The sequence below is a fragment of the Nocardiopsis oceanisediminis genome, assembly GCF_048595525.1.
Lineage (GTDB): Bacteria > Actinomycetota > Actinomycetes > Streptosporangiales > Streptosporangiaceae > Nocardiopsis_A > Nocardiopsis_A oceanisediminis.
Genome location: NZ_JAFMZJ010000001.1, coordinates 3,513,143 through 3,537,924, shown reverse-complemented (window position 1 = coordinate 3,537,924; position 24,782 = coordinate 3,513,143). Strand labels below are relative to the sequence as shown.

The 24,782-nt window shown below is 76.5% G+C and carries 25 protein-coding genes; 5 read left to right on the top strand and 20 right to left on the bottom strand.

Translation table 11 applies throughout. The features are described 5' to 3' along the window. Positions 1-140: 140 nt before the first annotated feature. Together J0910_RS15655 and J0910_RS15650 are read right to left on the bottom strand one after the other, a co-directional pair. The gene (locus tag J0910_RS15655) at positions 141-1,358 is read right to left on the bottom strand and encodes an RNA polymerase sigma factor (RefSeq protein ID WP_420159248.1); all 1,218 of its coding nucleotides are present in this window, start codon (positions 1,356-1,358) and stop codon (positions 141-143) included. Positions 1,359-1,367: 9 nt separating this feature from the next. Continuing rightward, the gene (locus J0910_RS15650) at positions 1,368-1,712 is read right to left on the bottom strand and encodes a YciI family protein (protein ID WP_420159247.1); all 345 of its coding nucleotides are present in this window, start codon (positions 1,710-1,712) and stop codon (positions 1,368-1,370) included. A gap of 275 nt (positions 1,713-1,987) precedes the next feature. On the opposite strand from J0910_RS15650, the gene J0910_RS15645 reads away from it, so the two are divergent. Further along, on the top strand, positions 1,988-2,752 hold the full coding sequence (locus tag J0910_RS15645; protein WP_420159246.1) for a hypothetical protein: 765 nt from the start codon (positions 1,988-1,990) through the stop codon (positions 2,750-2,752). Between the two features lie 544 nt (positions 2,753-3,296). Here J0910_RS15645 and J0910_RS15640 read toward each other — a convergent pair. Next, on the bottom strand, positions 3,297-4,754 hold the full coding sequence (locus J0910_RS15640) for an aminotransferase-like domain-containing protein (RefSeq protein ID WP_420159245.1): 1,458 nt from the start codon (positions 4,752-4,754) through the stop codon (positions 3,297-3,299). Between J0910_RS15640 and J0910_RS15635 the strand changes: the two genes are divergently transcribed. Together J0910_RS15635 and J0910_RS15630 are read left to right on the top strand one after the other, a co-directional pair. Then, on the top strand, positions 4,753-5,646 hold the full coding sequence (locus J0910_RS15635; protein WP_420159244.1) for a DMT family transporter: 894 nt from the start codon (positions 4,753-4,755) through the stop codon (positions 5,644-5,646). The two genes, J0910_RS15640 and J0910_RS15635, sit on opposite strands and share 2 nt — an antisense overlap. A 91-nt stretch (positions 5,647-5,737) precedes the next feature. Next, positions 5,738-6,127, top strand: coding sequence for a DUF2784 domain-containing protein (locus tag J0910_RS15630; RefSeq protein ID WP_420159243.1), 390 nt, complete (start codon positions 5,738-5,740; stop codon positions 6,125-6,127). Positions 6,128-6,385: 258 nt separating this feature from the next. Here J0910_RS15630 and J0910_RS15625 read toward each other — a convergent pair whose 3' ends face one another. Both J0910_RS15625 and J0910_RS15620 read right to left on the bottom strand, forming a co-directional pair. Further along, positions 6,386-7,300 carry a Rossmann-fold NAD(P)-binding domain-containing protein gene (locus J0910_RS15625; protein ID WP_420159242.1) on the bottom strand — a complete coding sequence of 305 codons (915 nt, stop codon included), beginning with the start codon at positions 7,298-7,300 and terminating at the stop codon, positions 6,386-6,388. Between the two features lie 228 nt (positions 7,301-7,528). Next, positions 7,529-8,332 (bottom strand): AraC family transcriptional regulator, encoded by an 804-nt coding sequence (locus tag J0910_RS15620; RefSeq protein ID WP_420159241.1) that lies wholly within the window; start codon positions 8,330-8,332, stop codon positions 7,529-7,531. Positions 8,333-8,466: 134 nt separating this feature from the next. Here J0910_RS15620 and J0910_RS15615 point away from each other — a divergent pair, with 134 nt between their 5' ends. Then, positions 8,467-9,663 carry an MFS transporter gene (locus J0910_RS15615; protein WP_420159240.1) on the top strand — a complete coding sequence of 399 codons (1,197 nt, stop codon included), beginning with the start codon at positions 8,467-8,469 and terminating at the stop codon, positions 9,661-9,663. A gap of 423 nt (positions 9,664-10,086) precedes the next feature. Here the strand turns inward: J0910_RS15615 and J0910_RS15610 are convergent, their stop codons facing one another. Continuing rightward, on the bottom strand, positions 10,087-10,842 hold the full coding sequence (locus J0910_RS15610; protein ID WP_420159239.1) for a class I SAM-dependent methyltransferase: 756 nt from the start codon (positions 10,840-10,842) through the stop codon (positions 10,087-10,089). A gap of 474 nt (positions 10,843-11,316) precedes the next feature. Then, entirely contained in the window at positions 11,317-11,808 is a 492-nt protein-coding gene (locus tag J0910_RS15605) for a DoxX family protein (RefSeq protein WP_420159238.1), read from the bottom strand. 173 nt (positions 11,809-11,981) lie between these two features. Here J0910_RS15605 and J0910_RS15600 point away from each other — a divergent pair, with 173 nt between their 5' ends. Then, entirely contained in the window at positions 11,982-12,356 is a 375-nt protein-coding gene (locus J0910_RS15600; protein WP_420159237.1) for a hypothetical protein, read from the top strand. Between the two features lie 15 nt (positions 12,357-12,371). Here J0910_RS15600 and J0910_RS15595 read toward each other — a convergent pair whose 3' ends face one another. The 13 genes from J0910_RS15595 to phnA form a co-directional block, all read right to left on the bottom strand. Next, entirely contained in the window at positions 12,372-12,851 is a 480-nt protein-coding gene (locus J0910_RS15595) for a DUF4188 domain-containing protein (protein WP_420159236.1), read from the bottom strand. Between the two features lie 146 nt (positions 12,852-12,997). Further along, positions 12,998-14,005 carry a methyltransferase gene (locus J0910_RS15590; RefSeq protein ID WP_420159235.1) on the bottom strand — a complete coding sequence of 336 codons (1,008 nt, stop codon included), beginning with the start codon at positions 14,003-14,005 and terminating at the stop codon, positions 12,998-13,000. Between the two features lie 79 nt (positions 14,006-14,084). Further along, positions 14,085-14,693: a methyltransferase family protein gene (locus J0910_RS15585; RefSeq protein WP_420159234.1), complete on the bottom strand. Its 609-nt coding sequence runs from the start codon at positions 14,691-14,693 to the stop codon at positions 14,085-14,087. 107 nt (positions 14,694-14,800) lie between these two features. Then, the gene (locus J0910_RS15580) at positions 14,801-15,550 is read right to left on the bottom strand and encodes a cation efflux transmembrane domain-containing protein (protein ID WP_420159233.1); all 750 of its coding nucleotides are present in this window, start codon (positions 15,548-15,550) and stop codon (positions 14,801-14,803) included. Further along, entirely contained in the window at positions 15,550-15,885 is a 336-nt protein-coding gene (locus J0910_RS15575) for an ArsR/SmtB family transcription factor (RefSeq protein WP_420159232.1), read from the bottom strand. The genes J0910_RS15580 and J0910_RS15575 overlap by 1 nt, the downstream gene beginning before the upstream one ends. Before the next feature lie 145 nt (positions 15,886-16,030). Continuing rightward, positions 16,031-16,414 (bottom strand): RNHCP domain-containing protein, encoded by a 384-nt coding sequence (locus tag J0910_RS15570; protein WP_420159231.1) that lies wholly within the window; start codon positions 16,412-16,414, stop codon positions 16,031-16,033. A gap of 295 nt (positions 16,415-16,709) precedes the next feature. Next, positions 16,710-17,357: a histone deacetylase gene (locus J0910_RS15565; protein ID WP_420159230.1), complete on the bottom strand. Its 648-nt coding sequence runs from the start codon at positions 17,355-17,357 to the stop codon at positions 16,710-16,712. A gap of 78 nt (positions 17,358-17,435) precedes the next feature. Then, complete coding sequence (locus J0910_RS15560) at positions 17,436-17,897, bottom strand: GNAT family N-acetyltransferase (protein WP_474646594.1); 462 nt, start codon at positions 17,895-17,897, stop codon at positions 17,436-17,438. Positions 17,898-17,993: 96 nt separating this feature from the next. Then, on the bottom strand, positions 17,994-18,899 hold the full coding sequence (locus J0910_RS15555; protein ID WP_420159229.1) for a LysR family transcriptional regulator: 906 nt from the start codon (positions 18,897-18,899) through the stop codon (positions 17,994-17,996). Positions 18,900-19,048: 149 nt separating this feature from the next. Then, positions 19,049-20,524: an aldehyde dehydrogenase family protein gene (locus J0910_RS15550; RefSeq protein WP_420159228.1), complete on the bottom strand. Its 1,476-nt coding sequence runs from the start codon at positions 20,522-20,524 to the stop codon at positions 19,049-19,051. 51 nt (positions 20,525-20,575) lie between these two features. Further along, complete coding sequence (locus tag J0910_RS15545; protein WP_420159227.1) at positions 20,576-21,721, bottom strand: TIGR03364 family FAD-dependent oxidoreductase; 1,146 nt, start codon at positions 21,719-21,721, stop codon at positions 20,576-20,578. A 44-nt stretch (positions 21,722-21,765) separates the two neighbouring features. After that, entirely contained in the window at positions 21,766-23,175 is a 1,410-nt protein-coding gene (locus tag J0910_RS15540) for an MFS transporter (RefSeq protein WP_420159226.1), read from the bottom strand. A gap of 146 nt (positions 23,176-23,321) precedes the next feature. Continuing rightward, entirely contained in the window at positions 23,322-24,587 is a 1,266-nt protein-coding gene (gene phnA, locus J0910_RS15535; protein WP_420159225.1) for a phosphonoacetate hydrolase, read from the bottom strand. Positions 24,588-24,782: the final 195 nt, after the last annotated feature.

Genomic DNA, 24,782 nt, shown 5'->3' with positions numbered 1-24,782 from the left:
AGAGCTGTATTGCGTAGCTTCCGGGGGATCATCCCCGCGCACGCGGGGAGCACACTTGATGACCTGCGGCTTTCCGGCGCCAGGTGGCCGTTTTCATTCACTTGTCGTCCAGGGAAGCGTGCCGTCTCTCTGCGGTCCGGTCAATGGAGGGACTCCATGGCCCGGTGCAGCAGGGCCTGTTCCGCCTCGTTGTCGGTGCGGGTGAGGGCGGCGGTGTAGGCCTCGGCGGCCTCCGCCGTTCTCCCCAGGCGGCGCAGGAGGTCGGCGCGGATCGCGTGGAAGAGGTGGTAGCGGTCCAGGTCCAACGCATCGACCAGGGAAAGCGCTGCGGCGGGGCCGTGCACCTCGGCGACGGCGACGGCTCGGTTGAGGGCGGCGATCGGACCGGGGTCGAAGGCCGCCAGCCGGTCGTAGAGGGCGAGGATCTGGCGCCAGTCGGTCTCGGACGCGGTGGCGGCGTCGGCGTGCACCGCGTTCACCGCCGCCTGGATCTGGTACCGGCCGGGGCGGTCACGGCGCAGGCAGGCGCGGACCAGGTCCTGGCCTTCGTCGATGAGGGCGCGGTCCCAGCGGCGGCGGTCCTGGTCGGCCAGGCGGACCAGTTCTCCTCCGGGGCCGGTGCGGGCGGCCCGGCGCGATTCGATCAGCAGCATCAGCGCGAGCAGTCCGGTCGCCTCGGGCTCGTCGGGCATCAGCCCGTGCAGCAGGCGGCCCAGCCGGATCGCCTCGGTGCACAGGTCGGCGCGGATCGCCCGCTCGCCCGAGCTCGCCAGGTAGCCCTCGTTGAAGACCAGGTAGACGACGGCCAGCACGGAGCGGAGCCGGTCCGGCAGGTCGGCCTCGCGGGGGACCCGGTAGGGGATGCGGGCGTCGCGGATCTTGTTCTTGGCCCGGACCAGCCGCTGCGCCATGGTCGGTTCGGGGACGAGGAACGCGCGGGCGATCTCGGCGGTGGTCAGGCCGCACAGCAGCCGCAGGGTCAGGGCGACCCGGGCGTGCTCGGCGAGCGCGGGGTGGCAGCAGGTGAAGATCAGGCGCAGCCGGTCGTCGCGCACGGGCCCCTCCTCCGCCGGCTCGTTCTCGGCGTGCAGCAGGGCCGCCTGAGCGTGCCTGCTCCGGCCCGCGGTCTCCTTGCGCAGCCGGTCGACCGCCCGGTTGCGGGCGGTGGTGATGATCCATCCGGCGGGGCTCGGCGGCAGGCCGGCCGAGGGCCAGCGGCGCACCGCCTCGGTGAAGGCGTCCTGGACCGCGTCCTCGGCGAGGTCGATGTCGCCGAGCACGCGGACCAGGACCGACACGGCGCGCCCGTACTCCCGGGCGAACACCTGCTCGACGTCCTCGCTGGTCAGGGCGGCCATGCCGGGCGGTCACCCCTCCTGGAAGGAGCGGACCTCGATCGGCAGCGCGGTCGCCGCCGCCAGCCTGCGCCCCCACTCCAGGGCCGCGTCCAGGTCCGGGACGTCGACGATGGTGAAGCCGCCGACGTGCTCCTTCCCCTCGGTGTAGGGGCCGTCGGTGAGCAGGGCCTCGCCGCCGCGCGCCCGCACCACGGTGGCCGACTCGGCGGGGTGCAGCCCGCCGCTGAACACCCACACGCCGGCCGAGCGCATGTCGTCCTTGACCGCGTTCACGTCGCGCATGACGGGCTCCAGCATCTCCGGGGGCGGGGTGCCGCCGTCGGGCTGGTAGATGCTGAGCAGATACTGCGCCATACCGATCATCCTCCGATGCCATCGGGCGGGTGCGCCGGCCGCGGGCCGGCCTCTCATCCCTTGTACGGAAGAGGGCGGCCCGGATCGACATCCGCCCCGGAGAAATCCCGGAATTCCCTCCGGCGCGGCGCGGGGCGGTCCAGCACCCCCGGTGGTCTGCAGTGCAACAGAGCGTTGACATGGGAAGGGGGCGGGCCTACCGTCGCCTGAAACAAACAGGAAAGTTTCCTGTCAGTTAAGGGGGGCCTGCAGGCCCGGACCCTCGGAGTACTTCTGTGCGACGTTTTCCCCGCTTCTCCGCCACCGCCGCCACGACTCCACCCCCGGTCCCGACCTCACCGCGCACCGAGGCCGCGACCACACCGAACACCTCCGCCGCACCCGCCGCCCGGCCGGTGCCGTGGGGCGCCCGGCTGCTCGCCCGCCACGGCATCGGCCTGATGCGGATCAGCCTGGGCACGACCTTCCTGGTCTTCGGTGCGCTGAAGCTCTTCCCCGGGGTGAGCCCGGCCGAGGACCTGGTCGTGCCCACCGTCGAGACGCTCACCTTCGGACTGCTGACCGGGGGCGCCGCGATGGCGGCCACCGCGGTCGTCGAATGCTTCATCGGGCTCACCCTGATCACCGGGAAGCTGCTCAAGACCGGCCTGGCCGTCCTCGCCGCCGCACTGGTGGGAATCCTGTCGCCGCTGGTGCTGCTCTTCGGCGACCTGTTCCCCGGCGGCGTCCCGACGCTGGAGGCCCAGTACGTCTTCAAGGACATCGTGCTCGCCGCCGGGGCGCTGGTCGTCGCCGCCGGAGCGCTGGGCGCCCGGCTCGTCCCGCCTGCCGCGCCGGCCCGGGAGCCGGCGGCGGACCCGGGGAAGGGGCGGTCGGCCCCGCTTCCCGTCCCCCCTCCCCGGCCCCCGCAGGACCCCGGCCGGCACCGCGCGGCCCCGCCTCAGCCCCGCGCGGGCGGGCAGGACCGCTCCGCCCGCACCGCTGCCGGCGCGGCCGCGAAGCCCGGCGCGCAGATGGCCGCGAACCCGAAGAGCAGGTAGCGCGCCGCGTCGGGCATCGCGCACCCGCCCAGGTCGACCAGGAGCCCGGCGACGGCGGTACCGAGCGCGGTGGCCGCCGCCCCTCCTCCGGGGCCGCGGTGGAGGACATCGCGGCCACCGCGAGGGGCGGGCAGGCCGGGCCGATGCCCGCGCCCGCGGCGTGCAGCACCGGGCTCGCCGCGCAGGCCGGCGGCGAACAGGGCGGGGCCCGCAGGCGGGCGTCGGCGCCGCCGTGCCGGCCGAGGTGCTCGCGTCCCAGCGGCGCTCGCCAGGGCGGCGGGGCCCCTCCCTTCGGCGGGCGGGGGCGCGTCCCGCCCGACCGCTCCGGCCGGTCCGCCGCTTCCGGTGCGCGCCCGGCAGGTCCGTTCGCCGTCGCCGTTCATGCCTTCGGGCCCGCCGGTGAAGCGGGCCCGGAGGGTCTCCCCGGCTCGGAGGCGGCTGCGCGGAGAGATCCGCGCCGAACCCTCGAAGCGCGGTCGAAGGACGTCGGGCGGCCCCGCTCCGGGCCCGTCCCGCGTACTCCGCCCGACCGCTCCGGAGCGGGTCAGAGCAGGGCGGTCTCGGTGAGGGCGGTGCGCAGGCGGCGGACGCCGTCGGCGATCTCCGCGGTGCCGGCGGTGTCGGCGAAGGAGAGGCGGAGGTGCGGGGCGGGCGGTTCGGCGGGGAAGTAGGCGCGGCCGGGGGCGACCGCGACGCCGGCGCGCAGGGCGGCGGCGGTGACCGCGGTCTCGTCGGCGCCGTCGGGCAGGCGCAGCCACAGGTGGTAGCCGCCGGTGGGGAAGGCCGGCGGGGGCAGCCCGGGAACCTCGGTGAGCAGGGCCGAGGCCATGGCGGTGCGGCGCTCGGCCAGCCCGGCGGCGACCGCGCGCAGGTGGCGGCCCCAGGCGGGCGAGCCGACCAGCTCCAGGGCGGCCTCCTGCAGCGGGCGGGGCACGAAGAAGCTGTCCACGACCTGGATGGCGCGGAGCCGGCGGAGCACCGGGCCGCGCGCGGCGAGCGCCCCCACCCGCATGCTCGGCGAGGTGGCCTTGGTCAGCGAGCAGATGTGCACCACGGTGCCGTGCTCGTCGTCGGCGGCCAGCGTGGGCGGCAGCGCCCCGGCGTCGGCGTGCGCGAGGTGCCGGGCGAAGTCGTCCTCCACCACGAAGGCTCCGGCGGCGCGGGCGATGCGCAGCACCTCGGCGCGGCGCTCGGCGGAGAGCACGGCGCCGGTGGGGTTCTGGAAGAGCGGCTGGCAGACGAGGACCCGGGCCCCGGTGGCGCGGAAGGCGTCCTCCAGCAGCCCGGTGCGGACGCCGTCGGCGTCCACCGGGACCGGGACCGGGCGCAGCCCTGCGGCGCGGGCCACCGCCAGCAGCCCCGGGTAGGTGGGCGATTCGACCAGGACCGGGGCGCCGGGCGGGGCCAGCGCGCGCAGCGCGGTGGTCAGGGCGCTCTGCCCGCCCGCGGTGACGAGCACGTGCGAGGCGTCCAGCGGGCCGTCCGGACCGGCGATCTCCCGGGCGAACCAGCCGCGCAGCTGCTCGTCGCCCTCGATGGGCGGCCGCCCCCAGGCACCGGGGCGGCGCGCCGCCCGAGCCAGAGCGGCGGCCAGCGCCCGCTCCGGGCGCAGCGAGGAGTGCAGGTAGCCGCCGTTGAAGCCGGTCACCCCCGGCGGGGGAGCGGCCAGCGTGGCCAGTACGCCGGCGTCGTCGACGGCGCGGGGCAGCGGCTCCCCCGACGCGGCGGCCGACTCCGCGCTGAGCGCGACCTCCTGCCAGGAGGTGTCGCCGCCGCGGCGGGCCCTCCGGGAGGGGCGGGCGCGGAACGCCCCGGCCCCCGGGCGGGTGGTGACGAGCCCCTCGGCGGCGAGCACCGCCACCGCGCGGGAGACGGTCACCGGGCTGACCCCGTACCGCTCGACCAGCTTCCGGCTCGGCGGGAGCTTCTCACCAGGGGAGTAGCGCTCGATCTCGCGGCGGAGAGAGGACGCGAGCTCGAGGACACTGCTACTCTTTTTCATGAGAGTAGATGATAGCGCTACCGCTCGCGGCTCGGTAGCGGTTCGCGGCGGAACCGCCTCGGCGGCCCTCGGCGTCCTGGGGTTCTCCTTCACCTTCCCCGCCACCGCCTGGGCCCTGGAGGGCTTCGGGCCGTGGACCTCGGCGGCGCTCCGCTGCGCCCTGGCCGCGCTGCTGGCCGCCGCGTTCCTGCGCGCCTCCCGCGCCCCGCTGCCGACCCGCCGGCAGCTGCCCGGCCTGCTGGTGGTCGCGCTGGGCTGCGTGGTCGGGTTCCCGCTGCTGAGCACCCTGGCCCTGGAGACGACCTCGACCGGCAACGCCGCGGTCGTCATCGGCGCGCTGCCGATCGCCACCGCCGCGTTCGCCTCGGTGCGCACCGGCCGCCGGCACCCCCCGCTGTTCTGGGGGGCGGCCGCCGTCGGCGCGGGCGCGGTCATCGGCTTCACCCTGCTGCGCACCGGGGGCGCACCGGGCCTGGGCGACCTGTACCTGTTCGGCGCCCTGGCGGCGTGCGCGGCCGGCTACGCCGAGGGCGGGCGGCTGGCCGGGGAGATGCCCGGCTCGCACGTCATCTCCTGGGGCCTGGTGCTGTCCCTGCCGGTGATGGCGCCGCTGTCCGCCGCCGGCCTGGCGCTGGAGCCGGTGCACCTCACCGGCACCGCGCTGGCCGGCCTGGCCTACCTGGTCGCCATCAGCCAGTTCGGCGCGTTCGTGGCGTGGTACCGGGGCATGGGGCTGATCGGCGTGGGCCGGGCCAGCCAGATCCAGCTGGCCCAGCCGCTGCTCACCCTGGTCTGGGCGGTGCTGCTGCTCGGCGAGGAGCTGTCCCCGGCCGCTCCGGCGGCCGCGGCGGTGGTGCTGGGCTGCATCGCCGTCACCCAGCGCGCGAAGTAGCCGGCCCCCGGTCCGCCTGAGCACCCCTACTCAGTGCGGACCGGGGACCGGAGCGGATCCCCCGCGCGCACCGGCTCCGTAGGTTCGCGGTATGCCCTACGAACTCATCGGAACCGCCGCGATGCTGCTGCACTTCGCCTTCTTCGGCTACGTGGTCCTCGGCGGGTTCCTCGCCTGGCGGTACCCGCGCGCGCTCTGGGTGCACCTGGCCGTCGCCGCCTACGCCCTGGGGATCGTCCTCATCGAGTGGCCCTGCGTGCTGACCGAGCTGGAGAACCGGGCCCGGCTGCACACCGGCCGCGAGGTGATGGAGAACGGGTTCATCGACCACTACCTCACCGGTGTGCTCTACCCCCGCGAGCACCTGCTCACCTCCCGGATCGTCATCGCCGCGGTGATCGCGGCCTCCTGGGCGGGCGCGGTGCACCGCCTGCGGCCGGCCCGCGCGGCCGCCGCCCCGGAGCCCGCCGCCCGGGTCTGAGAGACCGTCGGGTGTGCGGTCGGCCGCCCGGGGTGTCCGGGGGAGGGGCGGGGGAGACGGCGGTCCGGGGCCCGGACCGCCGCAGCCGCCGCGGGGAGGCCGCGGCGGGCCGCGTACCGCGCCGCTTCCTCGTTGGTCTTGGGGGCGCGGGGGTATCGGAGCGCTCCGGTTCCCCCGCGTCCCCAAGACCAACGGGGACGGGCGGTGTGTGGGCCGGTCCGCGCCCGCCTCCGGCCCCGGGGCCGGAGGCGCGGCGGCTCAGCCGCCCCCGGCCAGCAGGCGGTCGAGGATCGCGGTGTGGGTCGGGCCGAGGTTGCCCTTGGCCTCCAGGGCGATGCACCGCGGGTCGGCGAAGGCCTCGGCGGTGACCTCGTCGCCGCGGCGCACCGGCATGCAGTGCATCAGCACGGCCCGGCCGGCGGCGCGGTCCAGGGCGGCCCGGTCGATCCGGAACCGGGCGAACTCCTCGCGCGCCCCGCCGGGGACCCGGGCCTCCTCCGGCCAGACGTCGGTGTAGACGGCATCGGCCCCGGCCAGGCCGGCGGCGAGGTCGTGCACCACGCCGGCCCGGCCGGGGCCGGAGGCGGCCCGGTCCAGCACCTCCCGGGGCGCCTCCCATCCGGGCGGGCATACCTGCACCACCTCGACCTCGGCCACGGCGGCCGCCTCCAGCCAGGACCGGCACAGGTTGCCGTCGCCGCCGACGAAGGCGATCCGCAGGCCGCGGAACGCCCCGAACCGCTCGGCCAGGGTGAACGCCTCGGAGACGACCTCGCACGGGTGCCCGAGGGAGGTCATCGCGTTGACCACCGGGACGGCGCTGTGCGCGGCCAGCTCGGCCAGGGCCGCGTGGTCGGGGGTGCGCACCACCACCGCGTCGGCGTAGTGCGCCAGGACGGCGGCGGCGTCGGCCATCGGCTCCCGCCGGTTCAGCCCGTCGGGCAGGTCCAGCCGGTGCCCGCCCAGTTCGGCGATGGCGGTGTCGAAGGCCAGCCGGGTGCGGAACGCCGCCCCGGTGAACAGGGTCGCCACCCGGGGCCGCCGCCGGGCCGGGGCGGGGCGCGGGCCGCCCTTCCAGCGCCCGGCGGCGTCCAGTACCGCGGCGAACCCGTCCGGGCCGAGGTCGTGCAGGTCGATGAGGTGCCCGGTGGGGGGTGCGGCTGAGGATTCCATTGCGGTATTCAACCGCACCGGCCGGGGCCGCCGCGCGGGCGGGGGCCGGGGCGGGGACGGGCGCCGCCGCGGGGGCGGCGCTCTCTCCCGTGCTCACCGGGACCGGCGGAGGGGCGGGGCGCCCCTCGGACGCGCCCCTGGGGCGGCCGCTCGGAGGAGGCCGGGGTCCACCGCCCGGACGGGGCGCGCGACCGGGAACCGCCCCGGCGTCCGGCGCCTTCTCCTCCGCTACCCGGTGCGGCCGGGCGGGGCTCCGCCCGGCGCCGGGGGGCGGTGCAGGCCGGCCCGGTAGCGGCCCGGGGTGGTGCCCAGGACCCGGCGGAAGGCGTCGATGAAGGAGTGCGGCCTGGACCAGCCGCACCGGTGCGCGGCGGCCGTGACGGTCCCGCCGTCGGCGAGGTGGACCAGCGCGGCCAGCAGCCGGATGCGGGTGCGCAGCTCCGGGAAGGGGATCCCGGTGTCCTCGCGGCAGAGCCGGGAGAGGGTCCGCTCGCTGCTCCCGGTGCGCCGGGCGAGTCCGGCGAGGGAGCCGCGGGCCGGGTCGGCCAGCAGCGCGTCGACGACGGCGGACAGCCGGGGGTCGCGGGGGCGGGGGAGCAGCAGCGCCGCCGGGGTGCCGTCCTCCCCGGAGCGGGCGAGTTCGACGGCGAGGAGCTCGGCCAGCAGGGCGCCGCGGCGCGGCTCGGGCGGGCCCTCCAGGGTGGCCGAGTCGATCGCCTCCCTGGCCAGCGGGCTGACCGGGAGCACCCGGGGTTCGGCGGCGTCCAGGCCGAGGTCGGCGCAGGCCTTCCCCGGCAGCATCACCGTCTGCAGGCGGGTCCGCCCGTGCGCGCGGTGGGTGTGCGCCATGCCGGCCGGGACGACGATCGCGCTGGTGCCGCCGGGCAGCACCCAGGAGCCCGCGGCGGTGGTCACCGCCAGCACGCCGGAGCCGGGGAAGACCGCCTGGACGCCGTCGTGCCGGTGCCAGTCGACGCGACCGCCGTCGAGCAGCTCGCGGGCGGTCGTCGCGGATTGGCGGGTAACCGGCATGACCGGAGCGTAAACGGGATTCCCGCTGCGGGCCAGGGCGGGCAGAGTCGGTGCGGGGCCGGCCGCGTCCGGCCCCGCGCGCCGTTCCCCGCCCCGGTGAGCGGGGCGCCGTCCGAGAGCAGGGAAACCCCGCCGTGCCGAACACATCCGCCGAGGCCGCACCCGCGTCCCCGGACGCCGCCCGCCGGCGCTCCGCCATCGGCCTGCTGTCGCTCAGCCACCTCGTCGACGACGTGTACCAGGGGGCGGTGCCCGCGCTGCTCCCGTTCTTCGTGCTGCACCAGGGGTACGGGTACGCCGCCGCGACCGGCATCGTGTTCGCCGCGACCGCGCTCTCCTCGGTGGCCCAGCCGCTGTTCGGGATGGCGGCCGACCGGTGGCGGGTGCACTGGCCTGCGCCGGCCGGGCTGCTCGTGGCCGGTCTGGGCGTCGGCCTGTCCGGGCTGGGCGACTCCTACTGGTGGACCTGGTCGGCGATCGCGCTATCGGGGCTGGGGGTCGCGGCCTACCATCCGGTGGCGGCGAGCGCGGTGCGGGCGGTCGCCGGCCCGTCCGCGCAGGGGATGAGCTGGTTCGCGGTGGGCGGCAACATCGGCCTGGCGCTGGGACCGGTGGCGGTGACCCCGGTGGTGCTCTCCTTCGGGCTGGCCGGGACGCCGCTGCTCGCGGTGCCCGCGCTGCTGATGGCGGGGGTGCTCGCGGCGCTGGGGCGGTCCGCCTCCGGGGAGCGGGCGCGCGCGGCCGGCGGGCGCGGCGGCGGGGCGGAGCCGGCCGACGACTGGTCGGCGTTCGCCCGGCTGACCGGGGTGGTGGTGCTGCGCTCGGTGATGATGTTCGGCACCACGTCGCTGCTGGGCCTGTCGCTGATCGACCGGTTCGGGTTCGGCGCGGCGCAGGCCGGGTGGGCGCTGACCGGCTTCCTCGCGGTGGGCGCGGCCGCGACGGTGACCGGCGGCTGGATCGCCGACCGGTGGGCGCGGACCCGCGCGGTGCGGATCGGGTACGCGGTCGCGCTGCCCTCGGCGGTACTGCTCGCCGCCGCCCCGGCGGCCTGGGCGGCGCTGCTCGCCGCGGCCGGGCTGGCCATCGGGATCTTCCTGCCGTTCGCGGTGCAGACGACGCTGGGGCAGAGCTACCTGCCGAACCGGGTCGGCACCGCCTCGGGGGTCACCCTGGGGCTGGCGGTCTCGGCGGGCGGCGTGGTCGCCCCGCTGCTCGGCTGGATCGCTGACACCCGCGGCCTGCCGTGGGCGCAGGGCGTGGTGGCCGCGCTGGCGGTCGCCGCCCTGGCCCTCTCTTTCGCCCTGCCGGAACGGGGGCGCGGCGGCTGACTCGGTCGGCGGTCCGGGCGCCGTCGCCGCGCAGGCCGAGCGGCGGCGGCGCCCGGACCGCTGTGCCTGCGGCCGGGCCCGGCGCGCACTGCACCGGCTCCGCGGGTCCGAGGATCCGCGGGGAGGGCCGTGCCGGTGTCCGCGCACCGCCGCTCCGCCCGAGGCCGCCGCGCCCGGGCTCCTCACCGGCCGGCCCCGGCCGACCGAAACGCCGAGGCCGCGGGCAACGGATCCGCCGGTCTGCGGCTCCGCGGGGAGGGCCGTGCCGGTGTCCGCGCGGTGTCGCCCCGGGCGGGGCGCGCCCACCCGCCGCCGGTGCCCGGGGCGGCCGCCCCGGGAGTTCTCATCGGCAGGCCCGGGCCTGTAGTCCGGCGCCAGCGGGCGGCCTGGCCGCCGAGGCCGCGGGCGACGGTCCCGCCGGGGTCAGCGGCGGACGGCGGTCACCCGGAGCCGGCGGTAGTCGGCCCACCAGGCGCCGTCCCGGTACAGGTCGGCGCGGACCCGGTCGGCCACCGCCGCCCGGAACGCCTCCTCGTCGCCGGCCCCGCCGGACAGGTGCGCGGCGAACATGCGCAGCCACCGGGCCAGGCCGTCCTCGCCCTCCAGCCGGGTGGGACGGTCGAACAGCCGGGCCTCGGCGACCTCGAAGCCCGCCCGCTCCAGTACCTCCGTGTACTCCTGCGGGCCCGGGTAGTACCAGGGCGACGGGACGTCGGGCAGCCCGTGCTCCGTGCGGACGGCGCGGGCCCCGGCGTCGATCGTCGCGATGTTGCCGGCGCCGCCGAACTCGGCGACCAGCCGGCCGCCGGGGCGCAGCACCGCCGCGAGCGAGGCGGCGGCCCGGTCGGCCTCGGGGATCCAGTGCAGCACCGCGTTGCTGAGCACCGCGTCGAATCCGCCGAGGCCGCCGGAGCCGAGCGAGCGCAGGTCGGCCACGCGCAGGTCCAGTCCGGGGAAGCGGGCGCGCGCCCGGTCGATCATCTCGGGGCTGGCGTCGACGCCGACTACCTCGGCACCGGCCTCCCGGAGCCGCGCCGCGTGCTCGCCGGTTCCGCACCCGGCGTCGAGCACCCGCTCCCCGGGGCGCGCCGCGAGCAGCTCCAGCAGGGCGTCGCCGTAGGCGGCGACGTAGGAGTGCCCGGTGTCGTAGAGCTCTGCGTTCCAGGTTCGTTCGCCCATGCCGCCAACCTAGCCCGATATCTCATTTATTGAAATCTCCGTCTCGAATTTCGAGACGAGATTTCCCCTTCCGGCACTTCGCGCACCGGGGGTCGGTGAACCGGGCGTACTCCGCCACGGCCGCTCCCAGGGCCGGCCCCCACGCCAGGAAGACCAGCAGGGTGCCCGACCCCGCCCAGTCGGCGGCCACCGACGCCGCGTCGGCCCTCCGCCAGGGCGCGGACCAGGGTCCAGGTGCTGATCGCCCCGTAGGCGGTGAGCGCGGCCGCGACCGCGCCGGCCGGAAGCAGGACGAGCCGGCGGGGTACCGCCCGGCCGCGAACCCGGCCGCCCCGACCGCCCAGGGGCTCCGCCCCGCTTCCCGTGCTCCGGCCATGCCCCGAGGCTGCCGGACCCGGCCCGCGCGGCCCTCCCCCGCCGGGGATCCCGGCCCTCCGCCGGGGGAGATCGGCCGCGCCGGGGCGGCCGGAGAGGTCAGCGGGCGGCCTCCCGCTCCTTCGGTCGGGCCGGCGGGCGCAGTCCGTCCCGGTGGGCGGCGGCCACGGACACCGTCGCGGTCAGGAAGGCGATCTGCATCAGCGTGCGGGGCAGCAGCTCGTCGCTGACCATCCCGGTGGGCGCGCCGTTCAGGGCGGCGTGCACGTTGGCCGGGAACATGGCCACCAGCAGCGCGGACAGGCCGACCGCGGCCCACGGCGCGGTCCGGCGGGAGAGCAGCGCGGCCGCGCCCGCCAGTTCCAGCACACCGGTGACCGTGACGAGCAGTCCGGGGGCGGGCAGCGCGGGCGGGACCATCGCGATCAGCTCCTCGCGCATCCCGATGAAGTGGGCCGCACCGGTGAGCAGGAACATCGCGGCCAGCCCGCCCCGGACCGCGACCGTCCAGGGGCGCAGCGCGCGCACCCCGAGGGCGCCGGCGACGAGCAGCAGGGCGGTGACGGCGATCAGGGTGATGAGCGGTTCCATGGGTACTCCTCGCGAGTCGTCCGCCGGGATGCGAAGTTCGCCGCCCCTCCCGGCCGTGTCGTCTTCCGCGGATGAGCGCGCGGCGGCGGGCCGCCCGGCCCGGTGGCGCTTTCGGGCGGGCGGCGACGGTCGCGGCGTTCCGGCCCGCCGGGAGGGGCGGTAGCCTGCCCGCCGTGACACCCCCCGGATCCGGACGCATCGACGTGAAGCTGCTGCTGTCGTCCCTCCTGTCCACCTCGCTGCTCATCGCCGCCACCCTCTTCGCGCTGCCGCTGCTCGCGTTCACCGTGTTCGCGGGGCTGGTGGAGTCCGAGCCCCCGGCCTGCTTCATGCCGATGGAGCAGGAGGGGCAGGCCGCGTGCGAGGAGGCCAGGGAGGAGGGGTACCACAGCATGCGCCCCTACGCCTTGTTCTTCCTCGCGGCCCTGGAGGTGGCCGCGGTCTCCGCCGGCTGGGCGCTGTGCAGGCGCCCCTGGGCGCCCTGGGCCGTCCTCGCCGCCCTCGCGGCGATCGCGGCTGCGGTGTCCTCGGTGATCGGCCTGCGCTGACCCGGGCCACGGCCGCTACGCCGGCCTCTCCTCCCCGGCGGGCGTCCGCCCCTCGGCCATCCGCTCGCGGGCGCGGTTGCGGCCGCGCGGGACCGGGATGCGCTCGGTGGCGCGGGCCAGGCCCATCTCCGGGGTGCCGACGTAGACCGACTCGGCCCGGTCGACCAGGTAGGTCTCGTGCCAGATGCCGACGGCCCCCGGCGCCTCGGCGGCGCGTCGGTTGAACTCGGCCCAGGCCGGGCGGTGGCGCGCGGACCGGTCGGCCGCGTAGGCGTAGAGCTCCTCCTTCGACCTCCAGTACTGGATGACGGTCGGGTTGAGGCCCTCCAGGGTCAGCCGGTAGCCGAGCAGGCCGGACTCCGGGTCGGCGGAGAGCTCGCGCAGCATGCCCGGCATGGCGGTGAAGACCGGCAGCCACAGGTCGGGCCGCCACGGCCTGTTGATGGTCATTCCGATGAGGAACACGACCAGTTCGCCTTCGTGGCGATGGGTCATGCGCCCGTTCTCGATCTTCGGCACCGAGCACCCCCGAGCGGTTCACGGGACATATTGGATAGTTCGACTCTCCAATAATGGAGAGCGGCACTATCCAAAGTCAAGGAGAAAAAAGGCCCGGCGCCTCCGCCGGGCCGCGCCACCGCCTACCGGGGCCGGAGCTCGACCACCGCCATCACCCCGGCCGGGTGGGCCGCCACCAGGTCCAGGCCCGCCTCGTCCGCCAGCTCCACCAGCTCGCCGACGCCCCGGTCCTTGCCGCCGAAGTAGACCAGCATGCGCAGGTTCATCCAGGTGTCCGGGGACTCCCCGTCCTCTCCGGTGTGCTCGGCGATGAACACCCGCCCGGACGGCCCCGCGGCCTCGGCGCAGCGGCGCAGGATCGCCACCGCCGAGGGGCGGTCCCAGTCGTGCACGACCGCGCAGAGCAGGTAGCCGCCGTAGCCGACCGGCAGCTCCTCGAAGAAGTCCCCGGCCAGGCCGGTCGCCCTGTCGGCCAGGCCCGCCGCGGCCAGCCGGGCCCGCGCCCGCTCCGCCGCGGGCGCCAGGTCGACCACCGCGCCGCGCAGCCCCGGGTGGGCCCTGAGCAGCTCGATGAGCAGGGTCCCGTCGCCCCCGCCGACGTCGGCCAGGCTGCCCAGCCGCCCCCAGTCGCAGGCGGCCGCGATCTCCGGCGCCACGCTCGACACGTCGGAGCTCATCTGCGCGTCGAAGACCGCCGAGCGCTCCGGGTCGGCCGCCAGGTCCTCCCAGAACCCGCGCCCGTACTGCTCGGGGAAGGACGCGGCGCCGCTCCGCACGCTGTGCGGCAGGTGCACGAAGGCCAGGTCGGCCCTGGCGATGGGGTGCTCGGCGGAGAGGACGGCGCGCACCGAGCGGGGGTGGTCCGAGCGCAGCCGCCCGCCCTCGCCCACCAGGTCGTAGCGGCCCCGGCCGTCGCGCTCGGCCAGCCCCACCTGGACCAAGTGCTCCAGCACCCTGGCCAGCGCGTCCGGGTCCGCGCCGGCGGCCTCGGCCAGCTCCGCCGGGGTGCGGTGCCCCTCGGCCATGCGGTCGCCGAGCCGCAGCGTGGCCGCGGTCCGCACCGCCATCGGGGTGATCAGGTCGGACAGCCGTCCCAGGTCGACGCCGTCCGCCCGGTCTCCGTCGCTCATCGCGCCTCCTCGCTCAGCGGAGCGGAAAGGCTAGCGCATGCGCGCGCGGGCGGGGGAGGGGCGCCTGCGCGGCCCCCGGCTACCGGGTTCCGAGCCGGCCGAGGCCGGGCAGGAAGCGCCCGGTCCGCCCGGCATAGCGCCGGTAGGCCTCCCCGTGCGCGGCGGCGAGGTAGGGCTCCTCCACCACCCGGACCTGGATCTGCACCGCCGCGATGAAGGCGGCCAGCGCCGCGGCGGAGACCGGCGTCGGCACCGCGGCGGCCATGCCCGCGAGCAGCAGCCCCATCGCGGTGAAGACCGGGTTGCGCACCAGTCCGAACACACCGGTGGTGACCAGGTCGGTGCGTTCGCCGGCGTCGACGCCGACCCGCCACGAGGCCCCCATCGCGGCCTGGGAGAGCAGCACCAGCGCCAGTCCGGCGGCCATCGCGCCGAGCCCGGCCCGGCCGACCGCCGCGGGCAGCGCCGGCGGCGCGGGCGGCACCCCGGCCGCGGCGGCCGCCGGTGCCGCCAGGCCCAGGACCAGTGCCGCGGCGAACAGCACCGCACCCCACCAGGGGGCGGAGAAGGCGGCCTCCCGGGGGCGGCGGAACCCCGTGTCGCCGGTGCGCCGCCAGGCCAGCCAGGAGCGCACCCCGAAGGCGAGGAGCAGGCCGGCGATGTAGACGGCCAGGGCGATCAGTGCCACGGGAAACCTCCGTATCCACCCGCCGGCTCTCCGGGGGCGGCTCTCGTCGTGGAAGGGCCCGCGCTCCGGGCCGGCCGCAGCGCGGCCCGGAGCGGGCGGTCGGCCGGTCAGCCGCAGCAGGAGCAGCCCGGGGCGCACCCGCAGGCGTCCGCCTCGGCCTTCTCCTCACCGGCGCCGGGCTCCGCCGCGGTCTCCGCGCCGGCGGCGACGGCCATCCCGGACGGGGCGCAGCAGGCGTCGCCGCGCCAGGCATCGCGCCCCTCCTTCACCGCCAGGGCCGCGATGAGCAGGGCGACCGCCGGGTCGGCCCAGGACCAGCCCAGCACCGCGTTGAGCACCAGCCCGACCAGCAGCGCCGCCGACAGGTAGGTGCACAGCAGGGTCTGCCTGGAGTCGGCGACCGCGGACGCCGAGCCCAGCTCGCGCCCTGCCCTGCGCTGGGCCAGCGAGAGGAACGGCATGATCACCACCGACAGCGCGGCGATCGCGATGCCCGCCCCGGAGGGCTCCGCCTCGCCGGCGCCGAGCAGCGAGCGCACCGCCTCCACCGCCACGTAGCCGGCCAGCGCGAAGAACGCCACCGCGATGATCCGCATGGCGGTCCTCTCCCGGGCCTGGCGCACCGCCGCCTGCCGGGCGGAGAACTGCCAGGCCACCGCCAGCGCGGAGGACACCTCGATCATCGAGTCCAGGCCGAAGCCGATCAGCGCGGCCGACGAGGCGGCGGCGCCCGCACCGACCGCCACCACCGCCTCGACCGTGTTGTAGGCGATGGTCGCGGCCACCAGCAGCCGGATCCGGCGGGTCAGCACCGCCTTCCGGTCGGCGCCGGGCCGGGTTCCGGCGGGCGCGGCCATCAGCAGCACCCCTCGGCCTCGGCGTCGGGGCAGGTGGTGTCGGCGGCCACGGCCAGCACGGCCGAGCGCAGGTCGTCCAGGGCGTGGCCGAGGCGGGGGTCGGCCAGTTCGTAGCGGACCCGGCGGCCGTCCGGCACCGCGACGACCAGTCCGCAGTCGCGCAGGCAGGCCAGGTGGTTGGAGAGCCGGGTGCGGGCGATGCCCAGCGCCTCGGCGAGGTCGGCGGGGTAGGCCGGGCCGTCGCGCAGCACGAGCAGGACCCGGCAGCGGATCGGGTCGGCCAGTGCCCGCCCGAAGCGGGCCAGAGCGTCGATATCGGTGGCGATCCGGAGCATGCCCCGATCGTACACATATCCATGAATTCAGGAAACCCTGAACAGTGAGGCCGGTCCGGCCCCGGGACCGCGCCGCGGCCGCGGGCAGGGAAAAGGCCGGGGCCCGTGGGTCCGGGCCCCGGCCTGGGGAAGTCCGCCCGGCCCGCTACAGGGCCGCCAGCCGCTCCATCGGGAACGGCGGACTGGCCAGCGGGCGGGTCGCCAAGCGGATCAGCATCAGCGGGTTGTCGTCCCCGGCGCTGCGGTTGGCGCTGAGCGCGTCGCACCCGGAGCAGCGGTGGATGACCACCCATTCGCCGCCGCCGCGCACCGAGATGGCGATGGGCTCCATGCGCGCGTGGCACTCGGAGGCCCGGTCGCCCGGGACGCGGTCGTCGACGTGCTTGCTGTGCAGGCAGTTCGGGCAGTGGTTGCGGTGCCGCGTCCCCGGCGCGCTCAACGGAACGTCGAGGCGGCAGTGGACGCAGCGGAAGGAATCGGCCTCCTGGCGGAGGCGCGGCCGTCGGTGTTCGTCGCGTCGTCTGGACACGCTTGGTGGCTCCTTGCAGAGTGTCGAGCGGTACCGATCACACGGCGCCGCCCGCCCCTCCGCGCAGGGCCCTCACATCCCGGAGCCCGCTGTCCGGGCGTCCGGTTCCGGCAGTGGTCAAGCCCCTCGCGGAGAGACGACGGCGCTCGACACGGCCCGGGGCGCACCCCACCACTTACCGCACATACAGACGACACACTCGCTTTCATCGGGAAGAACGGCGAACGCGCAGGCCGCACCGCGGCCCCGCACCGACGATTGAAACCCCCGGCCTGCCCGGCGCGCAACGGGTTTTTCAGCCGGCGGCGAGCAGTGCCGCCACCTCCCCGCCGGTCCACCGCCCCGAGGCGCCGGGCCGGGAGGCCAGGTAGTCGCCGGTGCGGCGCGGCCCCCACCGGTGCGCGGCCTCCAGCCCGGAGCCGATCACCGCCAGGTAGCCGGCGGAGGGGGCGTTCGGCTCCGTGTCGGCGGCGCCCCGGTGCGCGGTGAAGGTCAGCACCGGGCGGCCGGCGATGTCGCCGCAGTACAGCAGCGTCTCGTACCGGCCGGGGCCGAGGACCGCCCGGCCGGTCCGCAGCGCGGCGCGCGGATCGGGGCCGTCGCCGGGGGAGCGGTACATCTCCTGCGCGGCGATGTCGGCGAACTGCTCCGCGGTGACCAGGTAGGCCCTGGCCGGAGCCGCCCCCGGCAGCTCCGGGTCGAGCATCGCCAGGCCGCCGCCCCACATCGGCGACTCCAGGCCGAAGTGGACCCCGCCGCCCAGCCACACCGCGGCCTCGGCCCGCGGCGGCGTCCGGTCCCTGCACCCCGGGTTCGCCCGCGCCCCGCCCGGCGGCGCCCCGCCGGAGACGTAGCAGGAGAACCGCCCGGGGTCGGTGTTGGCCCCGTAGCTCGCGTACCAGACCAGGTCGCCGCCGCCCGCCATCCGCGCCCCTTCCCGCATCGGAACCGCCTCACCCCGAGGGTTCCCCGGAACGGGAGGGGCGCACCGGATCCGGGCCCGGCAGCCGCCGGGCGGCGGTCAGCCGATCAGCTTCCGCTCGTAGCAGACGCTCTCCGCGCAGTCCGCGTAGTGGCCGAAGCGGTCGATCCGGTAGTAGCCGCACCGCTCGTACAGCCGGATCGCCTCCGGCTGCTCGGCACCGGTCTCCAGGCGCATGATGACGGCCCCGGCATCGGCCGCGTACCGCTCCAGGGCGCACAGCAGCACCTCGCCGATGCGCCGGCCGCGCCACTCCGGCACCACGTACATCCGCTTGATCTCGAAGGCCTCCGGGTCCAGCCGGCGCAGAGCGCCGCAGCCCACCGGCTCCCCGCTGCGGCCTTCGGCCGCCAACAGGAAGACGGAGACGTCTCCGCCGGAGGGCTTGGGGCCGAGTTCGAGGTCGGCGCCGTACCTCTCGACGGTCTCCCGCTCCTGGTCCGCCCGGAGCCGGGCGCCGACCGGATCGTCCCAGGCCATCTCTTCAAGGGTGATCTGCACGGAGAGGAAGCCTATGCCCCCCGGAGAGGCGGCCGGGAACCCGCCCCCGCCCGGAGGGGCCGGGGCGGCACGGCCGCCCCGCGCGGCGGGCGCGGGTCACCCCCCGGGCCACTGCCTCAGCGTGCGCAGGCGGGACAGGAAGACCGACTCCGCGGGGGAGAGGACCCGGTCGCGGCGGTGGCAGACCACGATCGGGCGGCCGGGGCGGCGGGGCCGGGCGTCCAGGACGGCCAGGGAGCCCGCGGCGACGTCCCCGGAGACCGCGTGCTCGGAGAGCAGGGCCAGGCCGAGCCCCGCCCCCACCGCCTGCTTGGCGGTCTCCGCGCCCCACACGTCGGCGGTGGCGGCTCCGGCCAGGCCCCACAGCTCCAAAGTGGCCAGCTGCTCGTCTCGGGTGGAGGAGCCCGGCTCGCGGAGCAGGAAGCGCTCGCCCGCCAGCTCGCCGGGGTCCAGCGGCCCCGCGGCGCCGGCCAGCCGGTGGCCCGGGGCCGCGCACAGCAGCAGGCCGTCGCTGAGCAGCGGCTCGACCAGCAGCTGCGGGGCCGAGGGGCCGCCCGCGACCACCGCCAGGCCGATCCCGCCCTCCAGCAGCGCCGCCTCCACCTGGCCGCTGTTGCCGACGAACAGGTCGAACTCCACCTCCGGGAACTCCTCCCGGAACCGGGCGGTCAGCCCGGGCAGCAGGTAGGTGCCGACCGTGGTGGTGCCGCCCACCCGCAGCCGCCCGGCGCGCAGCCCCCGGATCTGCTCGACCGCGGCGACCGCCTCCTCGGTGAGCAGCAGCAGGCGGCGGGCGTACTGCGCCAGCGCCTCCCCCTCGGCGGTGGGGCGGATCCGCGCCCCGGACCGGTCGACCAGCGGGGCGCCCATCGACGCCTCCAACTTCTTCACCTGCGTGGAGACCGACGGCTGGCTCATGTACAGCTTCTGCGCCGCCGCGGAGAAGCTGCCGTGCTCCAGCACCCGCAGGAAGATCTCCAACCGGTGCAGGTTCAGATGCATCCGGATCCGCCCTTTCCCCGACCTCGGCGCCCGGCCCCGGCGCCGGTGGCGTCCCAGCCAACGCCACCGGCACGCACCGTGTCCAGCCCCGGTCCCCCCCAGGTGGGACCCGGCCCCGGGGAGCGGGGAGGAGGCCGCCGCCGGCCGGGCTAGTAGGAGATGCAGGCGGAGCGCCACTCGGTGTAGAAGTCCCACACCTGCGGAGAGCACTCCGGCGCACCGTACTGGGACAGCTTGGAGCCCATGTGCGGCAGGTGCGCGTACGCACCCACACCGGGCCGGTTGACGTGCAGCATCCCCGCCTCGAACCGGTCCAGCGCCTCGAAGATGCGCGCGGTGTCGGAGGTGAAGACGGTCCCCGACATGCCGTAGCGGACCGAGTTGGCGATGCGCAGCGCGTCGTCCAAGCCCGAGCAGGAGATCACCGACAGCACCGGGCCGAACACCTCCTCCTGGGCGATCTCCGCGTCGGCGCCGACGCCGGCCAGCACCGTGGGGGCCACGTAGTTGCCGTCCGGCAGCCCCTCCCCGGCAGGGCCGCCGCCGCACACCACCCGGGCGCCGGCCCGCACCGCCCGGTCGACCGCGTCCAGGCAGGCGGCCCTGCGCTCGGGGGTGACCACCGGCCCGATGTCGGCGGCCGGGTCGGTTCCCGGGCCGACCCGCATCCCCGCGACCCGCTTGCGCAGCCGCTCCAGCAGCGCCTCCTCGACCGAGGCGTCGACCACCGCCCTGCTGGTGGCGCTGCACCGCTGCCCGGACTGGCCGAACGCGCCGTGCACGATGGCGTCGGCGGCCCGGTCCAGGTCGGCGTCGTCCAGCACCAGCACCGCGTTCTTGCCGCCCAGCTCCAGCTGGGTGCGGAGCAGCCGGTCCGCGCCGGCCCGGTGGATCGCCCGGCCCACCTGGAGCGACCCGGTGAACGACACCCCGGCGACCGCGGGGTGGGCCACCAGCGCCTCGCCCGCCGCCCGGTCGCCCTGGACCAGGTTGAGCACGCCCGGCGGCACCCCCGCGTCGGTGAACGCCTGCACCAGCAGGGCCGCGGTCAGCGGGGTGAACGGGGACGGCTTGAGCACCGCGGTGCACCCGGACAGCAGCGCCGGGGCGACCTTCCACACCGGGATGGCCAGCGGGAAGTTCCACGGGGTGATCAGCCCGGTGACGCCGATGGGCCGGCGGAAGGTGAACGCGAAGGTCCGCGGCTCCTCGGCGGGGGTGGTGGCGCCGTTCAGGCGGCGCGCCTCCCCGGCGGTGAAGTCCATGATCGCCAGCGCCCGCTCCACCTCCCCGCGCGCCTCGGAGAGCAGCTTTCCCTGCTCGCGGGTGATGGTCCGGGCGAACTCCTCGGCGCGCTCGCGCAGCAGCGCCTCGGCCCGGCGCAGGTGGGCGGCGCGGGCGATGGGGCCGAGTTCGCGCCAGGCCGGCCAGGCGCGGGCGGCGGCCTCCACCGCGTCGTCGGCGTCGGCCCCGCCCGACTCGGCGAACTCGCCGATCACGTCGGAGGCGTCGGCCGGGTTGGCGTTCGGGCGGGTGCGCCCCGACTCGGCGGGGCGCCAGCGCCCGTCGATGAAGTCGCCTCGCAGCTCGGGGCGGTCGGCGGGGTCGGCGGTGTGGTCGCGCACGTGGCCTCTCTTCCGTTTCCTCATCGGTGCCGCTTCGCGGCGGGGGCGGGCTCAGCCGAGGTCGGCGGTGGTCTCGGCGGCCAGGCCGAAGGAGAGCGTCATCCCGGCGCCGCCGAGGCCGTTGACGACGGTCACCCCGGGTTCGGGGTGGGCCACCAGGTCGGCCCGGCCGTCGGGCAGCGACGGGTAGACGCCGTGCCAGCGCTCGGCGACGCGGGTGCGGGGCAGGGCGGCGAACCCGGAGAAGTAGTCGAGGATGGCCCGCTCCACCTCGGCGGACTCGAACGGGTCGTGGGTGCCGGCGTAGCGGTGGCTGTCGCCGATGGTGACCTGGCCGCCGGCGGTCTGGGAGACCAGCACGTGCACGCCCTCGGCGCGGTGCACCGGCAGCTCCCGGTCGAACCGGTCGCGCAGCGCCGCCAGCGAGGCGCAGTGCGCGAAGGAGGCGTAGTGCAGCAGGGTCAGGCCCGCGCACAGCGCCGGGCCCAGCGCCCACCCGCCGGGCTGGGCGACGGTGCGCAGCATCTGCAGCTTGCACCGGCGGACGCCGCTGTCCGCGAACACCTCCGGGTAGAGCGCCTGGAACTCGTTGCCGGAGCAGACGAACACCCGCTCGGCCCGCCACCGCCCCTCGGTGGTGTCGACGCCGGGCAGGTCGATGCCGGTGACGGCGGTGCCGAAGCGCAGCGCCACGCCGTGCTCGCGCTCCAGCAGGGCGGCCAGGGCGGGGATCGCGGTCCGCGGGTCGACGTTGACCTCGGTGGGGCTCCACAGCGCGCCGCGCACCCCTTCGGGGCGCACCGCGGTGCTGGCCGCGGCGACCTCCGCCGGGGTGAGCATCCGGCAGCCCTGCTCGGCGGCGTGCGGGGAGGTGGCGAGGAACTCCTCGACCACCGCCTCCTCCTCGGCGGAGCGGACCACGTGCAGCGACCCGCTCTCCGCGTGCCAGATTCCGGTGCGCTTCGCGGTGTCCAGCCAGACGTCCCGGCCGCGCAGCGCGCGCTCGTAGAGGCCGGCGGGCTGGCCGACCGGCCAGACCAGGCCGAAGTTGCGGATGGAGGCGCCCACGGCGCGCTCGTCGCGTTCGAAGAGCACGACCCGGGCTCCCGTGCGGGCGGCGGCCAGCGCGTGGGCCAGGCCGGCGATCCCGCCGCCGACGACGGCGACGTCGGCGGTGCGGTCGGTGGTATGCGTCATGGGCGTGCGGCCTTTCGCGTGGGGGACCGTTCGGGGGAGGGCGGTCAGTCGGCCTCGGGCATCTTGTTCCACCAGGGCAGCAGCACCAGGCCGGAGAGCAGGGCGGCCGCGGCGAAGCCGTGGAACAGCACCCCGGAGCCGAAGTAGCCGGGGAGCAGGCCGCCGAGGATCGCGCCGATGGACCCGCAGCCGTTGATGAACCCGGCGGAGGAGCCGGCCCGCTCCGAGGTGCCGAAGTCCACCGCGGCGGTGCACGAGATCATGGTGTCCGCGGCGTAGGCGGCCAGCCCGATCAGGGCCAGCACCGCGACCATCACCGGGATGCTGCCCGAGGCGGTCAGCGGTTCGAACAGGGCCAGCGCGACGACCAGGAGGCCCAGGCTCAGCACGGTGGAGGGGATCCGGCGGGCGCCGAGCAGCCGGTCGGAGACGTAGCCGATGGCGATGGGGGCCGCCAACCCGGCGGCGCCGAAGGCCACCGGGATGACCACGGCCTCCAGGTTGGAGGCCTGGGGGATGCGCTGGGCGACGATGACCGGCCCCCACAGCAGGATCGCGTAGCGCGCCGGCTTCAGCAGGAAGTAGGAGAGGCCCAGCATCAGCACCATGCGGTTGCGCACCGCGCCGGCCAGCGCGCCGCGCACGCCCGGCCGGTGCGGCGGGGCGGGGCCGTCGTCGGCCGGGGGCCGGGGGCGGGGGACGGCGGCGGCCGGTGCGCCGGACGCCTGATCCGCGGGGTCCGCCGGTCCGGCGTCCGGGGGCGCCGGGGCGGCGGTGGAGGCCCGGTGCTCCTCGATCGGCGGCAGGCCGACGTCCTCGGGCCGGTTCCGCTGGAGGAGCAGGAAGACCAGGAGGGCGGCGAGGACCACGGCGGCGCCGGCGTAGAACGCGGCGCTCCAGTGGTCGAACACCGAGTAGGCCCACCAGCCGGTGAACGGGGCGGCGACCAGCCCGCCGAAGGCGTAGTTGGTGCTCCAGAAGCCCAGCACCCGCCCGCGCTCGCGGACCGAGAAGAACGAGGCCATGTTCTTGCAGAGCGACGCCCACCCGGTGGACTGGGCCAGGCCCTGCACCACCATCAGCGGGGCGAACAGGGCGAGCGCCGGTGCCAGGCCCATCAGCAGGGCGGCGACCGCCGACATCAGCAGGCCGCCGGTGACCACCGCGCGCGGCCCGAACCGGTCGGCGAGCGCGCCCCAGAAGAACTGGCCGGCCGCGTAGGCCGCCAGGTAGAGGGCGTCGAGGTTGCCCAGCACCGCCTGGGTCAGCGAGGAGGACGGGTCGTCCAGGATGCCGACCTTGGCGGCGGCGAAGGCGTTGCGGGAGAAGTAGAAGGCGGCGTAGACCAGCCAGGTCACGCCGAAGATCTGCAGGCGCCAGCGCCCGTAGCGGGCGTCCTCGGCGCGGGCGGGGGTCGGGGCGGTGGTCTTCGCGGTCCGGTTCCGTTCGGCCATTGCGGGCACCTTCTGCCGTGGCGCGGGGGTGGGGGAGGGTCCGGGCGCAGGGGCTCCGGAGCGTGGCGCGGTCCGCGGGCGGCGGGCCGGTCCGGGCCCGCCGCCGTGCGTTCCCCGGGGTGCGCGGCGGGCGGCTGCGGACCGCGTCAGCCGGCGGGCGCGGCGGCCTCCGCGGCGACCCGGCCCAGCGCCACCCAGTAGGCGTCGTAGTTGCGCAGCCGGTGCCCCTGGGGGACGCCGGTGACCCGGCGGTTGACGATGAACGGCACCCGCTGCTCGCTGAGCCCGCCGTGCGAGCGGAGCGGCTCGTCGAGCTGGGAGAGGTCGTGCCGCTCGGGGGCGGTGCCGATGGCGGTGTCCCGCCGGGCCAGCAGCACCAGGTCGCCGAGCCGGTCGGCGGGCAGGTCGAACTCGGCGCAGGCCCGCGCCCGGTCGAGCACCCGCTCGATGCCGGGCAGCGCGGCCAGCCGCTCGGCGGCCTCGCCGGCCCGCTCCGCCGCGCCCCCCGCCAGGTGCACCGTGGCGAACGAGCCGAGGGCGCCGTGGTGCGCGGTGTAGGGGTCGGTGATCGGCAGCACCACCCGGGAGGAGCCCGGCCCGTACCAGTCGTCCAGCAGGCTCTGCGCGTAGACCACGTTGGGTTCGCCGCCGGCGTCGGACTTGCGGTTCATGCCGTGGTCGGCGGTGACCACCAGCACCGCGCCCAGCTCGTGGATCCGGCGGAAGTAGCCGTCCAGCATGGCGTAGAAGTCGTCGGCGACCGGGGTCCCGGGGGCGTGCTTGTGCTGGATGTAGTCGGTCAGCGAGATGTAGGTGAGGTCCGGGCGGTCGCGCTCCAGCACCTCGGTGCCGGCGGCCATGGCGAACTCGCTGAGCCCGGCGCTGTACACCTCGGGCAGGCCCATGCCGGCCAGCTCCAGGAGGCCCTCGATGCCGTTGTCGGCGAGGGTGGCGGTGTCGGCCTTCTCCGCGGAGAAGCAGACGCCGCGGCCGCGCAGCCCCCGGCCGAGCAGGCGGCGCAGCTTGTCCTTGGCGGTGGCCACCGCCACCGAGCACCCGGCCTCGGCGAAGGCGGCGAACAGGGTGGGGGCGCGCAGCAGCCCCGGGTCGTTCATCATCACCTCTTCGCCGCTGTCCGGGTCGTAGAAGTAGTTTCCGCAGATCCCGTGCACCGAGGGCGGGACGCCGGTGGCGATGGAGAGGTTGTTCGGGTTGGTGAAGGACGGCATGGCGCACTCGGCGTCCAGGAACGTCCCGCCCTTCTCGCGCAGCCCGGCGAGGAACGGCATCCGCCCCGCGGCGATCGCCTTCTCGTGGTAGTCGGGCTCGCTGCCGTCGATGCAGACCACCACCACCGGTTCCCGGGGGATCCGGTAGTCGCGTCCGTTGACGGTCACGGTCGGCTGGGGCATCGCACACCTTTCCTGCGGAGCCGTCGGGGGGCGGCAGCAGGGCTCGGGTGCGCCGGGAGTGCGCCGGTCCCGCTCCGCTGCCGCCGTTTCTGACCTGCGACTTTTCTAACAGCGGCGGTTTTTCCGCGGAACCGGTGAATTCGCTATGCGGCCCATAGCCGCTCGGCTATGGGCCGCACGGGCGGGGCGCCGCGC

What these genes read in the sequence shown, in the direction of transcription:
- J0910_RS15655 (WP_420159248.1), bottom strand. Translation starts at nt 1,358, where the DNA reads ATGGCCGCCCTGACCAGCGAGGACGTCGAGCAGGTGTTCGCCCGGGAG.
- J0910_RS15650 (WP_420159247.1), bottom strand. Translation starts at nt 1,712, where the DNA reads ATGGCGCAGTATCTGCTCAGCATCTACCAGCCCGACGGCGGCACCCCG.
- J0910_RS15635 (WP_420159244.1), top strand. Translation starts at nt 4,753, where the DNA reads ATGAGAGTAGATGATAGCGCTACCGCTCGCGGCTCGGTAGCGGTTCGC.
- J0910_RS15640 (WP_420159245.1), bottom strand. Translation starts at nt 4,754, where the DNA reads ATGAAAAAGAGTAGCAGTGTCCTCGAGCTCGCGTCCTCTCTCCGCCGC.
- J0910_RS15630 (WP_420159243.1), top strand. Translation starts at nt 5,738, where the DNA reads ATGCCCTACGAACTCATCGGAACCGCCGCGATGCTGCTGCACTTCGCC.
- J0910_RS15625 (WP_420159242.1), bottom strand. Translation starts at nt 7,300, where the DNA reads ATGGAATCCTCAGCCGCACCCCCCACCGGGCACCTCATCGACCTGCAC.
- J0910_RS15620 (WP_420159241.1), bottom strand. Translation starts at nt 8,332, where the DNA reads ATGCCGGTTACCCGCCAATCCGCGACGACCGCCCGCGAGCTGCTCGAC.
- J0910_RS15610 (WP_420159239.1), bottom strand. Translation starts at nt 10,842, where the DNA reads ATGGGCGAACGAACCTGGAACGCAGAGCTCTACGACACCGGGCACTCC.
- J0910_RS15605 (WP_420159238.1), bottom strand. Translation starts at nt 11,808, where the DNA reads ATGGAACCGCTCATCACCCTGATCGCCGTCACCGCCCTGCTGCTCGTC.
- J0910_RS15595 (WP_420159236.1), bottom strand. Translation starts at nt 12,851, where the DNA reads ATGACCCATCGCCACGAAGGCGAACTGGTCGTGTTCCTCATCGGAATG.
- J0910_RS15590 (WP_420159235.1), bottom strand. Translation starts at nt 14,005, where the DNA reads ATGAGCGACGGAGACCGGGCGGACGGCGTCGACCTGGGACGGCTGTCC.
- J0910_RS15580 (WP_420159233.1), bottom strand. Translation starts at nt 15,550, where the DNA reads ATGGCCGCGCCCGCCGGAACCCGGCCCGGCGCCGACCGGAAGGCGGTG.
- J0910_RS15575 (WP_420159232.1), bottom strand. Translation starts at nt 15,885, where the DNA reads ATGCTCCGGATCGCCACCGATATCGACGCTCTGGCCCGCTTCGGGCGG.
- J0910_RS15565 (WP_420159230.1), bottom strand. Translation starts at nt 17,357, where the DNA reads ATGCGGGAAGGGGCGCGGATGGCGGGCGGCGGCGACCTGGTCTGGTAC.
- J0910_RS15555 (WP_420159229.1), bottom strand. Translation starts at nt 18,899, where the DNA reads ATGCATCTGAACCTGCACCGGTTGGAGATCTTCCTGCGGGTGCTGGAG.
- J0910_RS15545 (WP_420159227.1), bottom strand. Translation starts at nt 21,721, where the DNA reads ATGACGCATACCACCGACCGCACCGCCGACGTCGCCGTCGTCGGCGGC.
- J0910_RS15540 (WP_420159226.1), bottom strand. Translation starts at nt 23,175, where the DNA reads ATGGCCGAACGGAACCGGACCGCGAAGACCACCGCCCCGACCCCCGCC.
- phnA (WP_420159225.1), bottom strand. Translation starts at nt 24,587, where the DNA reads ATGCCCCAGCCGACCGTGACCGTCAACGGACGCGACTACCGGATCCCC.